Below are 12,927 nucleotides of genomic sequence, written 5' to 3' on the forward strand. Positions count from 1 at the left end.
CTCCATTTAATCTTCTAATTCTTGGGAAATGAAATGCATTTTTTGAATTTTTTTCAATGGAGAGCAAAGTTATCAAATTATCAAATCAACAAATCAACAAATTGTCATTAAATTTGCACCATGGAAATCGAGAAAAAAGACATACGATCCTTATCAAAAGAACAATTGCGAGATTTTTTCGTTGCAAATGGTGACAAAGCCTTTCGTGGAAATCAAGTTTACGAATGGTTGTGGAGCAAAGGTGCACATAGTTTTGAGGATATGACCAATGTTTCTAAGGGAACACGAACGATGCTGGAAACGCATTTTGTTATTAATCACATCAAAGTAGATACGATGCAGCGCAGTGAAGACGGAACCGTGAAAAATGCCGTTCGTTTGCATGATGGTTTGGTGGTGGAATCGGTTTTGATACCTACAAATACAAGAACTACGGCTTGTGTTTCGAGTCAAGTAGGTTGTAGTTTGGATTGCAACTTTTGCGCTACAGCGCGATTAAAAAGAATGCGAAATCTGGAGCCGGCTGAAATATATGATCAGGTAATTGCCATTGATAAAGAAAGCCGTTTGTATTACAATCATCCGTTATCGAATATTGTTTTCATGGGAATGGGAGAGCCGCTTATGAATTACAACAATGTGTTGAAGGCAATCGAAATGATAACTTCTCCGGAAGGTTTAGGAATGTCGCCTAAGCGTATTATGGTTTCGACTTCGGGAGTTCCTAAAATGATAAAAAAACTCGCTGATGATGACGTGAAATTCAAATTAGCAGTTTCTCTTCACTCGGCAATCGATGAAATTCGTTCCAGAATTATGCCGTTTAGTGCTAATTTTCCTTTGGCGGATTTACGCGAATCATTAGAATATTGGTACCGAAAAACCAAAAGCAAAATTTCTTACGAATATGTCGTTTGGAAAGATATCAATGACAATAAAGCTTCAATAGATGCTTTGGTGAAGTTCTGTAAATATGTTCCTTGCAAAGTGAATTTGATCGAATACAATCCAATTGATGATGGAGAATTTCAACAAGCTTCCGAAGAATCAATTAATGCGTACATAAAAGCACTGGAAGCTAGTGGTATCGTGGTGAAAGTACGAAGAAGCCGCGGAAAAGATATTGATGCTGCTTGCGGTCAATTAGCCAATAAAGAAGCGTAAAAGATTTATTTTCGAAAAATATTCAAAAGAATGCAAGCATTTGTAAGATTACATGCTAAAATTGTATCTTTGAATTCTAAATGAATATTACTTCACAAATAAAACAGCCCATTTTCAATGAAATGGAACTTTTTGAAAAAAAGTTCTATGAATCGATGACTTCAAAAGTGGCTTTGTTAAATAGAATCACGTATTACATTGTCAACAGAAAAGGAAAGCAAATGCGTCCTATGTTTGTTTTTTTGACTGCTAAAATGGTTTCGGCCGGAATAGTAAACGAAAGAACGTATCGTGGAGCTTGTGTTATCGAACTGATTCATACTGCGACATTAGTTCACGATGATGTAGTGGATGACAGCAATCGCAGAAGAGGTTTTTTCTCGCTTAATGCACTTTGGAAAAATAAAATTGCGGTACTTGTTGGTGATTATTTATTATCCAAAGGATTGTTGCTTTCTATTGATAATGGAGATTTTGATTTACTTCGGATTATTTCTGTCGCTGTACGCGAAATGAGTGAAGGCGAATTACTTCAAATTGAAAAAGCCCGAAGACTTGATATCACAGAAGATATCTACTATGAAATCATTCGAAAAAAGACAGCGACACTTATTGCTGCCTGTTGTGCTCTGGGCGCAAGATCCGTTATTGAAGATGAAGTTCAGGTAGAAAACATGCGCAAGTTTGGAGAACTCATTGGAATGGCTTTTCAAATAAAAGATGATTTATTCGATTATACGGATGAAGCCATTGGTAAACCTACCGGAATTGACATCAAAGAACAAAAAATGACTTTGCCTCTTATTCACGTTTTGAATACGTGTACTTCAAAAGAGAAAACATGGCTTATCAATTCCATTAAAAACCATAATAAAGATAAAAAACGCGTCAAAGAAGTTATTGCTTTTGTGAAAAACAATAACGGATTGCTTTATGCAGAACAAAAAATGATAAAATTCCAGCAAGAAGCACTTTTGCTTTTAGATAGTTATTCTGATTCGGAGTTTAAAGATGCGCTGATTTTGATGGTAAATTATGTGATTGAAAGAAAAAAATAATTATTTTTTTAAATAATTTTCTCTCGTTAACTATTGATTTTATTGGCTTTTTTTGATTTTAAATTTATACAATCAAAAATTTTTATATTTAGGATGCAACCTTTTTGCATTGTCAATCGTCTATACTTATAGAAACACTTTATAAAGATTTTGAAAGTAATCAACTTACATCAGGAAGAAAATGAATTAATCCGGTTAGCTGTCGAAAATAATCGGCAGGCACAACAGCAAATTTATACCCAGTTTTCTCCAAAAATGTTAAGCGTTTGCCGCCAATACATAAAAGACATTCATCAGGCCGAAGATATCATGATTACAGCTTTTATGAAAGTGTTTACCAATCTGAAGAATTTTCAGAACAAAGGAAGTTTCGAAGGTTGGATTAGAAGAATCATGGTCAATGAATGTATTTCTTTTATCCGAGTTGAAAAAAAACTAAAATATAGTGAAGATGAAACCTATTTTGAAGAAAGTTTCAATAACATCGAAAGCCAATTTTCAATAGACGATATCCAGTTTTTAATAGACAGTTTACCGGATGGTTATAAAATGGTTTTCAATTTATATGCTATCGAGGGTTATAAGCATCAGGAAATTGCCAGTATGTTAGGAATTAATGAAGGAACATCAAAGTCGCAATTGTCACATGCCAGAAAAATGTTGCAAGGACAGATTAATACCTTAAAAAATTACAGTTATGGAACCGAATAAATTAGAAACACAGTTCAAAGAGCAATTAAATTCTCGGGAAATCAAACCATCAGAAATGGCTTGGAGCAAATTGGATGCGATGCTTACGGTTGCTGAAAAACCAAAAGCTAAATTCCCTTTGATGTATATTGCTGCAAGTATTCTGGGATTTCTATTAATAGGGACAGTTTATTTTAATCAAAAAGACGTTGTGATTCAGAATTCAGCTGTTCCTAAAACTACTGTAGTTCTTGACAATAGTATAAAACTAAAACCGGAGGATAAAAAAGGTTTAGTTACGAATGTTGTTCCAAAATTAACTTCGAGAACTAATAAAACTCCAAGTTTAAAAGAAAAACCGATAGTCGTTAATAATAATTCAAATCAAAATCAAGTAGCAGAAGTTTCAATCAGTAATCAAAAAACAGAACAAAAAACAATCAAATCACAAACTAGCAATGTTGCAGTTGACGAACTGTTAACAGTTGTTGAAAATCCTTCGAAAAAAGAAAATCAATTGAATCAAAAGCCGGTTGTGCGTGTAAATGCAAGTAATTTACTGTCTCAGGTTGATGGAGAATTGGAACTTTCCTTTCGAGAAAAAGTAATCAACAAAATAAGCAAGAATTACCAAACGGTAAAAGTGGCTTTGAACAATCGTAACTTAGAATAAAAATCATCAATCACCTTTAAAATCAAATCATCATGAGAAATTTTACAATTTACTTAGTAACACTGTTATGTTTTTTTGCCAGTAAAATGCTTGGACAAGAAACATTTGAAAAACGAGCAAAAACCATTGCTTCAAAAATTGAAACCATTACGAATGAAGAAAAAACGGCTTTGAAAATAGAAGTTGAAGCAGTTAATGATCAATTAATCAACGGTACAATTACAAGAGAAGAAGCGGAGAGTAAAAAGAAATTATTAGCTGAGGCCAGAGCAATCAATATCGAGTCAAGAGTAGTTGTGGAGCAAGAAGCATTAAAAAACTTGATTCAGGAAAAAGTTGACGGGAAAATTAAAGAACAGGATTCTATTCGAACATATAGTTTTTCTTTCCACAGAAAGAACCATAAGCATGATTTTAAAGATACAATCCAGATAGAAAGAAGAACAACGTCACAGTTTGTCTTTGCGGCCGGTTTGAATAATTTAGCCACGGATAGTAAACTGGAAGATTCTGATTATAGATTCCTGGGTTCTCATTTTTATGAATTAGGTGTTTCTTACAATAGCAGAATTGCTAAAAATAACAATTTACTTCATGCTAAATATGGCCTGTCTGTGATGTACAATAATCTTCGTCCTACTGATAATCGAAGTTTTGTAGTCAATGGGAATCAGACTAATCTTTTGGTTAATCCTATTGATATAAAAGATTCTCGTTTTAGAAATGTATATTTAGTGGTGCCAGTTCATTTAGAGTTTGATTTTTCGGGTAAAAAAATGAAAGAGGATAAACCATTTTTTAAAACGCATCAAAGTATTCGTTTTGGAATAGGTGGTTATGCAGGAATTAATTTGAAATCAAAGCAAATCATCAAGTATGATGACAATGATTTGAAAGCTACGGAAAAAACCAAAGGGGACTTTAATACCAGTAATTTTATCTATGGTTTGAGTACTTATATTGGCTATAAAGAAACGAGTTTGTACTTGAAATATGATTTAAATCCGTTGTTTAAAGATAATGTGATAAAGCAAAACAATGTTTCTTTGGGATTGCGTTTTGATTTAAATTAAAATTTGTTTGAGTTAGTTTTATACTTTGAAAAGCACTTTGTATGAAGTGCTTTTTTTGTTTTAGATATTCAATTATAAACTTTGATTTGTGTATTTTTACACACTTTTCAACTATTAAATATTTTATCCAATTTGATTTCAAAAGCCACTATAGATACTGTTTTCGAAACTGCTCGAGTAGAGGAGGTTATTGGTGATTTTGTACACTTGAAACGTGCAGGAAGTAACTTCAAAGGGCTAAGTCCGTTTTCTGAAGAGCGTTCTCCATCGTTCATGGTTTCTCCTGCCAAAGGAATTTGGAAAGATTTTAGTTCTGGGAAAGGTGGCAACTCTGTGGCTTTCTTGATGGAACACGAAAAGTTTACGTATCCGGAAGCTATTCGCTATTTAGCCAAAAAATACAATATTGAAATTGAAGAAACCGAGCAAACGGATGAAGAGAAAGCCAATACTGATGTTCGAGAAAGTATGTATTTGGTTTCGGAATTTGCAAAAACGTATTTCCATAATACACTTTTGAATTCGGAAGAAGGAAAAGCAATTGGGTATTCTTATTTCAAAGAAAGAGGTTTTACAAATGAAACTATAAAGAAATTTGGATTGGGTTATTCCCCAGAAGCTTGGGATGCTTTCACAAAAGAAGCTTTAGGAAAAGGATACAAATTAGAGTTTCTGGAAAGTACGGGTTTAACAATCGCTAGAGAAGACAGGCCATTTGACCGTTTCAAAAGTCGTGTGATGTTTCCAATACAAAGTATGTCAGGAAGGGTACTTGGTTTTGGAGGACGTATTCTCACTAATGATAAAAAAGCTGCAAAATACCTGAATTCTCCAGAAAGTGATATTTACCATAAAAGTAAAGTCCTTTATGGGATTTTTCAAGCTAAACAAGCAATAGCTAAACTGAATAATTGTTATTTAGTCGAAGGATATACGGATGTAATTCAGTTCAATCAATCTGGAATTGAAAATGTTGTTGCTTCCTCAGGGACAGCTTTGACACCAGATCAAATTCGATTAGTAAATAGATTAACAAAGAATATTACTGTTCTTTTTGATGGAGATGCGGCAGGTTTGCGCGCTTCCATTCGAGGAATCGATTTGATTCTTGAAGAAGGGATGAATGTAAAAGTATGCACATTTCCTGATGGAGATGATCCGGATAGTTTTGCCAAGAAAACGTCTTATGATGATTTAGTTTTATACCTCGAAAATAATGCTAAAGATTTCATTCAGTTCAAAGCATCACTTTTGATGAATGAAGCCAAGAATGATCCTATCAAAAAAGCGGATTTAATTCGGGACATGGTGGTGAGTATTTCGAAAATTCCGGATAGAATTCAACGCGAAATTTATATTCAGGAATGTTCCCGAATTATGGATATTTCTGAACAAGTCTTGCTAAGTACTTTAGCACAATTGGTACAAAAAGACGTTGTTGAAGTTGGGAAAAAACAAAAACAAGAGCAAAAAGCTTTTGAAATTGTGAAAAATGAAAATCCAGTTGATGCAGAAAAAGTAGACATTCTTTATCGTTTGGAAAGAAAAATCATTGAAATTCTTCTATTGTACGGAAATAAAACAGAAGAGTTTGAAGATGCTTTTTTGAAGACAAATGAGGATGGTGAAATCGAAAATGTTTTAGAAAAAAAGGAATATAAAGTATATCAGAGAATTTATTTGAGTTTGCAGGAAGATGAGGTTGAATTAGCAAATCCACTGTTTCGGGATATATTTAATGATTTGATAAACTTCTATCATCAAAATGAAAGTTTCAGTTTAGAGCAGTATTTGATGCATTTACAGTCGGATTTTGCGCAAGAAGTAACTGATATTTTGATGGAAGATGAAAGAGTTATTTTGCACAATTGGGAGGGACAGAATATTTTTCCAAAATCTAAAAATGATACTATAGTTCAGAATGTTTCCGAGACTATTTTAACTTTGCGATGGTATTTAGTGGGTAAAATAATCGAAGAACTAAAAAGCTCTATATTATCAGAACCAAATTCAGATAACACAGAGCCCATGTCTATGATTATGGATTATAATATGTTAACCCATTCGTTTTCAAAAAAATTAGGAAGAGTAATGTCTAGATATTACTAAACGATTTCTAATGTTTTTGCTTTGTTTACTAAATCGACTAAATTGGTAACATTCAGTTTTGTCAGTAATCTTAATTTGTAAGTACTAATTGTTTTTTCGTTGAGTTTTAGAATTTCAGCTATTTCATGATTCTTTTTTCCATCACTTAAATAGCGTAAAACTTCTACCTCACGATTGGAAAGCTTTCGATACAATCGTTCGCTCTTACTTTGTTTTGCAATTAATGCTAGATTTTTCTTAACGGTTTCGTTAATAATTATCTTTCCTTGGTGGACTTTGATAATTGAAACTCCTAAAGTTTCTAGTTTTTCTTTTTTGTGAATAAATCCTGAAACCCCTGCTTTTATAGCATTTGGTGCGTAAATTTGTTCTGAAAGACCACTGAATATAATAATTTTTGTTTTTGGAAAATTTTTCAAAACTGATTTTACTTCAAAAATGCTTGAAAGCCCCTCTAATTCCAAATCCAATATTAATACATCAATCTCTTTGGTAAGCAATATATCCCGAACCATCAAAAAATTCCCAACATTGGCAACTATTGAAATTTCAGCATGATCTTTAAAGTAAGATTTTACTCCAAAATGCACTACGGGATAATTATCGGCTAAACATACTTTAATCATAATTTTAATTTTTTAAGTTTTAAGTGTTGTTTATCTTTTGGGATAGTAAATTTAATAAATAAATTCTGTAATTAATTGAAAATCAATATAAAATGCAATTTATTTTTTTAATTTATAATAAACAAACTGGTATTGCGTTCATTTTGTGTTTGTTGGCAGCGTTTAAACGCTTGTAAATTTCAAAAACCACCTTTTCTCTGCCAGTAAAATCATTTGCAGTTTTTCCTTTTTCGTCTTGATTCATTGCCCATTCCAGCTCGTCATAACTGGCTCCTAATTGATCTTCATCGGTTCTTTCGTCACCAAATAATCCGTCAGATGGAGATGCTTTTAAAATAGAATCAGGAACTTCTAAATAAGCAGCCAAACTATAAACTTCAGATTTCACTAAATCAGCAATAGGACTTAAATCTACTCCGCCATCACCATATTTTGTATAGAAGCCCACTCCAAAATCTTCTACTTTATTTCCTGTACCTGCAACCAATAATCCATAAATACCTGCGAAATAGTATAATGTAGTCATTCGTAAACGTGCTCGTGTATTGGCTAAGGATAAGTTTAATTTATGTGTGTCAACATCATCTGGAACTATTTTTTTGAAACTTTCAAAAACAGAAGTCAAATCAGCTTCTATACTTGTTACATTTGGAAATCTATTTTTTAATTGTTCGATATGTTCGCGACCACGAGTTACATGACTGTGCGGCTGGTGGATTGGCATTTCAACACATAAAACTTGTAATCCGGTTTGCGCACATAATGTTGATGTAACAGCTGAATCTACTCCTCCTGAAATCCCGATGACAAATCCGTTAACTTTTGCATTTTCTGCATAAGTTTTAAGCCAATTTACTATGTGAGCATTCACTTTTTCAACTTGGATTGTACTTTTTTTAGTCATAATAGTTTACGTTTTAAAAAGCAGGAATGTATATTTGCAAAATCAATTTGTTGCGCATTCGTTTCCTTTTTTCTTAGGTAGCAAATTTAATTAATAAATATGAAAAAAAATTTGTTTTTTGTAGTCTTTTGTCTCTTTTTTTTATCCTGTGATAAAAAAAATAAGATAGAAAATAATGTTGAAAAAATTCCTTTAGTATTAAAAGTAGAACGCTTCGACAAAATATTTTTTGAAACTCCTCCAGAAGATTTAGAAAAAATAAAGGCAGCCTTTCCTTTCTTTTTCCCTAAAGGAAATGATAATAGCATTTGGTTGAATAAAATGCGGGATCCAATCTGGAGGGAATTGTATACCGAAGTTCAAAAAAAGTATACTAATTTTGAACCTGTAAAAGTAGAACTGCAGTCTCTTTTTAAGCATATTAAATATTATTTTCCCCAAACAAAAGCTCCAAAAGTTATCACTATAATCTCAGAAATGGATTATAATAATAAGGCTATTTATGCAGATAGTCTGGTGATTGTTTCGCTTGAATTGTATTTAGGAAAAAATCATAAATTTTATCAATTTCCAAATTACATAAAGCAAAATTTTGAACAAAGACAAATCTTACCAGATATAGTTTCGAGTTTTTCAACACATAAAATTGCGCCTGTTACAGATAAGAATATGATTAGCCAAATGATTTATTTTGGCAAACAATTATATTTAAAAGACTTACTTTTGCCAAATTATAGTGATGCAGAAAAAATGGGCTACACACCAGAACAAATTAAATGGTGTGAAGAAAATGAAAGTTATATGTGGCGTTATTTTATTGAAAAAGAAATGCTCTATAGTGATGATCAAAAATTAATACCGCGATTTATTAATCCAGCTCCATTTTCTAAATTTTATTTGGAAATTGATAATGAATCACCAGGGCAGGTTGGTGCCTGGATAGGATGGCAAATGGTACGCTCTTATATGAAAAATAATGAAGTGCCTTTGGTAGATTTATTAAAAACCAATGCAAAAGAAATATTTGTGAAATCAAAATACAAACCCAAAAAGTAATGTCGAATAAAAATACATCAGAAATTAAGTTTCTAATTGAATTAGATGAAAACCGTGTTCCGGAAAAATTAATGTGGTCTGCCAAAGACGGTGGAGTTGAACAAGAAGAGGCAAAAGCAATTATGTTGTCTATCTGGGACAGCAAGGCAAAAGAAAGTATGCGAATTGATTTATGGACCAAGGATATGCCGGTTGATGAAATGAAAATTTTCTTTCACCAGACTTTAGTGGCGATGTCCGAAACATTCAAACGAGCTACAGATGACGAAAAAATGGCAGATACTATGAAAGATTTTTGCGATTATTTTGCCGAGAAATTGGAGCTAACAAAATAAATAAGGTTTTGTTCCAAAAAAAATCCCAAAACTATATTTTTGAAGTTTTGGGTTTTTTTATAAAAAATAGAGTTTCTAAAACTGACTATTATTTTTGAATACTTCTTGATTTACTTCATCAATATAGCTTAATAATTCTTCTTTTCCGGTAGATTCTGTTGCTGAGGTAACAAAGTAATGAGGCATTTCGGCCCAATTGTTAGCAAACATTTTCTTTTTGTATGCTGCAATATGAGAATCGATTTTTACCTTACTGATTTTATCTGCTTTTGTGAAAACGATACAAAAAGGAATTTCACTTTCGCCCATGTAGGACATAAATTCAATATCTATGGTTTGCGCTTCATGACGAATGTCAATCAAAACAAAAGCGCAAACGAGTTGTTCTCTGGTTTCGAAATAATCAGTGATAAATTCCTGAAAAATAGATTTTGTTTTTTTAGAAACTTTCGCATAACCGTAACCTGGTAAATCGACTAAAAACCAATTGCTATTAATCAAAAAATGATTAATTAATTGTGTTTTTCCCGGCCTTCCGGATGTTTTAGCTAACTTTTTATGATTGGTCAGCATGTTTATCAAAGAGGACTTCCCAACATTTGATCGGCCTATAAAAGCATATTCAGGCAAAAAGTCTTTCGGACATTTGGCTACATCGGAGTTGCTGATAACAAATTCGGCAGTATTAATTTTCATTTTTTCTAGGTGTAAAATTCTCCTTTTAAGATTAATGTGCTGCTAAATGAGTATGGGTTAGCCAATCTTCTAACAAACGATTAAACTCATCAGGATGTTCCATCATAGCGGCATGACCACATTTGTCTATCCAATATAAAGTTGAATTAGGTAATAATTTATTAAACTCTTCGGCAACATCTGGCGGAGTAACTTTGTCATTTTTTCCCCAAATGATACAGGTTTGAACATGCATTTTTGGTAAATCTTTTGCCATATTATGACGAATAGCGCTTTTAGCAATTGTCAATGTTTTGATCAATTTTATCCTGTCATTTACAGATTCGTAAACTTCATCAATAAGTTCTTTAGTAGCTACTTTTGGATCATAAAATACATCTTCGGCTTTTTTCTTGATGTATTCATAATCGCCTCTTTTAGGATAACTATCACCCATTGCGCTTTCGTAAAGTCCAGAACTTCCGGTTATTACAAGTCCGGCTACTTTTTCGGGATACATTTTAGTGTGATATAAAGCAATATGACCACCTAATGAATTTCCTAAAAGAATTACCCTGTCTAACCCTTTGAATGTTATGAAATCTTTAACATATTTTGCAAAACTTTTTACATTCGTTTTTAAAATGTTTTGAGTGTATATAGGTAAATCTGGGATGATTATTTTATATCCTTTTGTAGAAAAGTAACTTGCAACAGCATCAAAGTTGCTAAGTCCACCCATAAGCCCATGTAAGATGACAATTGGAGTTCCTTCACCAGCTTCATAATAGCTATATCTACCTTCTTTTTTATAGTGTTTTTCCATTTTTTTTGAATACGGATTTTCAATTTTGACAAATATAGGATTTAATAAATAAAAATGAATTTTTACAACAATTTTTAATTGTAAAATTATACGTGTTGCTATAAAAACAGACATCTCTTTTTTGTGTATTTGGGTTCTGAAATTTAATTATTTCGAATTTGTTCTTATGCTTTTAAATTCAAATTTCATTGTATTTAGCCTCCTTTTTTTTATAACATTACCTTTCTTACAAATAAAATAAAAGAGAGCTAACGTTCTGACTGTCCAAAAATTAAGGCTTTTTTCTCGAAAGTGGTTAAACTTATTAACAAAGTGGTAGATAGTGGTAAATAGTGGTAATATTTTTTATATTTTTGCTCAACATCATTTAATATTTTTTGCTTGGATACAATTATTGGAACATATGAATGTAAAGTTGATGCTAAAGGGAGGTTGCTGTTGCCGGCGCCTTTAAAAAAGCAATTGGCTACTTCTCTTCAAAACGGTTTTGTTTTGAAGCGTTCCGTCTTTCAACCCTGTTTAGAGTTGTATCCTATGAAAGAGTGGGATTTGATGATGCAAAAAATCAATAAGCTGAATCGGTTCGTGAAGAAAAACAATGACTTTATCCGCAGGTTTACAGCCGGGGTTAAAGTGGTTGAGATAGATGCTTTAGGTAGATTGTTGGTGCCGAAAGATTTAGTAATGTTTGCGAGTATTGCTAAAGAAGTTGTGTTCTCATCGGCAGTGAATATTGTTGAGATTTGGGATAAAGATTTATACGAAAAATCAATAAATGGAGAAGATGTTGATTTTGCAGATTTGGCAGAAGAAGTAATGGGAAATATAAATGACGACGACAATGGAATATCATAATCCGGTTTTGCTTCAGGCATCAGTAGATGGTTTAAATATTAAGCCAGATGGCATTTATGTGGATGTGACTTTTGGCGGTGGAGGGCATTCGAAAGAAATATTGAAAAGACTCGGGCTAAACGGAAAGTTGTTTGCTTTCGATCAGGATGAAGATGCTTTGGCGAATGCCTTGCCTGATGAAAGATTTACGCTTATTAATGAAAATTTCCGTTTTATAAAACGTTTTTTGCGTTTTTATGGGGTGAAAAGTGTTGATGGAATCTTGGCGGATTTAGGGGTTTCGTCTCATCAATTTGATGTTGCTGAAAGAGGTTTTTCTACTCGTTTTGATGCGGATTTGGATATGAGAATGAGTCAAAAAAATGATTTGAATGCCTATCGAGTTGTCAATGAATATGAAGATGCGGATTTGAGAAGGGTGTTTTTGGATTATGGTGAATTAAAAAATGCACCTGCTTTGTCAAGAACAATTATAGAAGCCAGAGAGGAGCAACCAATCAAAACAACTGATGAATTGAAAGCCGTTTTGGCGAGATATTTACCTGAAAGAGTTAGAAATAAAATATTGGCTCAAATCTATCAGGCCATCCGAATTGAAGTAAATCAGGAAATGGATGTTTTGAAAGAATTCTTGGAACAATCCTTAGAAATATTAAATCCAGGCGGCAGATTAAGCGTGATATCATATCATTCATTAGAAGACCGTTTGGTGAAAAGATTTATGAAAAACGGAATGTTTGAAGGGGAACCTGAGCGAGACTTTTTTGGTAATTTTTCTGTTCCATTCAAGACAGTTGGAAAATTAATAGTTCCAGACAACGCTGAGATTAAAGAAAATAATAGAGCAAGAAGTGCCAAATTAAGAATAGCTGAAAAGATATAA

The 12,927-nt window shown here is 32.7% G+C and carries 14 protein-coding genes; 10 read left to right on the forward strand and 4 right to left on the reverse strand.

The window, feature by feature from the left end; translation table 11 throughout:
- The first annotated feature begins 120 nt into the window (after window positions 1-120).
- From rlmN to dnaG, 6 genes are all read left to right on the forward strand, one after another.
- Window positions 121-1,164: a dual-specificity RNA methyltransferase RlmN gene (gene rlmN / locus ACM55F_RS10380; RefSeq protein ID WP_099714427.1), complete on the forward strand. Its 1,044-nt coding sequence runs from the start codon at window positions 121-123 to the stop codon at window positions 1,162-1,164.
- Window positions 1,165-1,244: 80 nt separating this feature from the next.
- Window positions 1,245-2,222, forward strand: coding sequence for a polyprenyl synthetase family protein (locus tag ACM55F_RS10385; protein ID WP_416853729.1), 978 nt, complete (start codon window positions 1,245-1,247; stop codon window positions 2,220-2,222).
- 150 nt (window positions 2,223-2,372) lie between these two features.
- Window positions 2,373-2,933 carry an RNA polymerase sigma factor gene (locus ACM55F_RS10390; protein ID WP_416853730.1) on the forward strand — a complete coding sequence of 187 codons (561 nt, stop codon included), beginning with the start codon at window positions 2,373-2,375 and terminating at the stop codon, window positions 2,931-2,933.
- Window positions 2,920-3,585, forward strand: a complete 666-nt coding sequence (locus tag ACM55F_RS10395; RefSeq protein WP_416853731.1) for a hypothetical protein — start codon at window positions 2,920-2,922, stop codon at window positions 3,583-3,585. The genes ACM55F_RS10390 and ACM55F_RS10395 overlap by 14 nt, the downstream gene beginning before the upstream one ends.
- A 32-nt stretch (window positions 3,586-3,617) precedes the next feature.
- The gene (locus tag ACM55F_RS10400; RefSeq protein WP_416853732.1) at window positions 3,618-4,658 is read left to right on the forward strand and encodes a hypothetical protein; all 1,041 of its coding nucleotides are present in this window, start codon (window positions 3,618-3,620) and stop codon (window positions 4,656-4,658) included.
- Window positions 4,659-4,790: 132 nt separating this feature from the next.
- Window positions 4,791-6,767 carry a DNA primase gene (gene dnaG, locus ACM55F_RS10405; protein WP_416853733.1) on the forward strand — a complete coding sequence of 659 codons (1,977 nt, stop codon included), beginning with the start codon at window positions 4,791-4,793 and terminating at the stop codon, window positions 6,765-6,767.
- On the opposite strand, the gene ACM55F_RS10410 is transcribed toward dnaG, so the two are convergent.
- Window positions 6,764-7,393 (reverse strand): LuxR C-terminal-related transcriptional regulator, encoded by a 630-nt coding sequence (locus tag ACM55F_RS10410; RefSeq protein ID WP_416853734.1) that lies wholly within the window; start codon window positions 7,391-7,393, stop codon window positions 6,764-6,766. The two genes, dnaG and ACM55F_RS10410, sit on opposite strands and share 4 nt — an antisense overlap.
- Window positions 7,394-7,505: 112 nt before the next feature.
- Window positions 7,506-8,297: an NAD(+) synthase gene (nadE, locus tag ACM55F_RS10415; RefSeq protein WP_416853735.1), complete on the reverse strand. Its 792-nt coding sequence runs from the start codon at window positions 8,295-8,297 to the stop codon at window positions 7,506-7,508.
- Window positions 8,298-8,396: 99 nt separating this feature from the next.
- Here nadE and gldB point away from each other — a divergent pair, with 99 nt between their 5' ends.
- Together gldB and gldC are read left to right on the forward strand one after the other, a co-directional pair.
- Complete coding sequence (gldB, locus tag ACM55F_RS10420; RefSeq protein WP_416853736.1) at window positions 8,397-9,353, forward strand: gliding motility lipoprotein GldB; 957 nt, start codon at window positions 8,397-8,399, stop codon at window positions 9,351-9,353.
- On the forward strand, window positions 9,353-9,688 hold the full coding sequence (gene gldC, locus ACM55F_RS10425) for a gliding motility protein GldC (protein ID WP_091165314.1): 336 nt from the start codon (window positions 9,353-9,355) through the stop codon (window positions 9,686-9,688). Before gldB ends, gldC begins: the two co-directional genes overlap by 1 nt.
- A gap of 75 nt (window positions 9,689-9,763) precedes the next feature.
- Here gldC and yihA read toward each other — a convergent pair whose 3' ends face one another.
- Complete coding sequence (yihA, locus tag ACM55F_RS10430; RefSeq protein WP_282728946.1) at window positions 9,764-10,384, reverse strand: ribosome biogenesis GTP-binding protein YihA/YsxC; 621 nt, start codon at window positions 10,382-10,384, stop codon at window positions 9,764-9,766.
- Between the two features lie 31 nt (window positions 10,385-10,415).
- Window positions 10,416-11,189 (reverse strand): alpha/beta fold hydrolase, encoded by a 774-nt coding sequence (locus ACM55F_RS10435; protein ID WP_416853737.1) that lies wholly within the window; start codon window positions 11,187-11,189, stop codon window positions 10,416-10,418.
- A 381-nt stretch (window positions 11,190-11,570) separates the two neighbouring features.
- On the opposite strand from ACM55F_RS10435, the gene mraZ reads away from it, so the two are divergent.
- Window positions 11,571-12,044 carry a division/cell wall cluster transcriptional repressor MraZ gene (gene mraZ, locus ACM55F_RS10440; RefSeq protein WP_416853738.1) on the forward strand — a complete coding sequence of 158 codons (474 nt, stop codon included), beginning with the start codon at window positions 11,571-11,573 and terminating at the stop codon, window positions 12,042-12,044.
- The gene (rsmH, locus tag ACM55F_RS10445; RefSeq protein WP_416853739.1) at window positions 12,019-12,927 is read left to right on the forward strand and encodes a 16S rRNA (cytosine(1402)-N(4))-methyltransferase RsmH; all 909 of its coding nucleotides are present in this window, start codon (window positions 12,019-12,021) and stop codon (window positions 12,925-12,927) included. The genes mraZ and rsmH overlap by 26 nt, the downstream gene beginning before the upstream one ends.

The organism is Flavobacterium melibiosi (assembly GCF_048158545.1).
In the GTDB taxonomy this organism is placed as follows: domain Bacteria; phylum Bacteroidota; class Bacteroidia; order Flavobacteriales; family Flavobacteriaceae; genus Flavobacterium; species Flavobacterium melibiosi.

What these genes read in the sequence shown, in the direction of transcription:
- nadE (WP_416853735.1), bottom strand. Translation starts at nt 8,297, where the DNA reads ATGACTAAAAAAAGTACAATCCAAGTTGAAAAAGTGAATGCTCACATA.
- rsmH (WP_416853739.1), top strand. Translation starts at nt 12,019, where the DNA reads ATGACGACGACAATGGAATATCATAATCCGGTTTTGCTTCAGGCATCA.
- ACM55F_RS10400 (WP_416853732.1), top strand. Translation starts at nt 3,618, where the DNA reads ATGAGAAATTTTACAATTTACTTAGTAACACTGTTATGTTTTTTTGCC.
- gldB (WP_416853736.1), top strand. Translation starts at nt 8,397, where the DNA reads ATGAAAAAAAATTTGTTTTTTGTAGTCTTTTGTCTCTTTTTTTTATCC.
- ACM55F_RS10385 (WP_416853729.1), top strand. Translation starts at nt 1,245, where the DNA reads ATGAATATTACTTCACAAATAAAACAGCCCATTTTCAATGAAATGGAA.
- ACM55F_RS10395 (WP_416853731.1), top strand. Translation starts at nt 2,920, where the DNA reads ATGGAACCGAATAAATTAGAAACACAGTTCAAAGAGCAATTAAATTCT.
- ACM55F_RS10435 (WP_416853737.1), bottom strand. Translation starts at nt 11,189, where the DNA reads ATGGAAAAACACTATAAAAAAGAAGGTAGATATAGCTATTATGAAGCT.
- gldC (WP_091165314.1), top strand. Translation starts at nt 9,353, where the DNA reads ATGTCGAATAAAAATACATCAGAAATTAAGTTTCTAATTGAATTAGAT.
- rlmN (WP_099714427.1), top strand. Translation starts at nt 121, where the DNA reads ATGGAAATCGAGAAAAAAGACATACGATCCTTATCAAAAGAACAATTG.
- ACM55F_RS10410 (WP_416853734.1), bottom strand. Translation starts at nt 7,393, where the DNA reads ATGATTAAAGTATGTTTAGCCGATAATTATCCCGTAGTGCATTTTGGA.
- yihA (WP_282728946.1), bottom strand. Translation starts at nt 10,384, where the DNA reads ATGAAAATTAATACTGCCGAATTTGTTATCAGCAACTCCGATGTAGCC.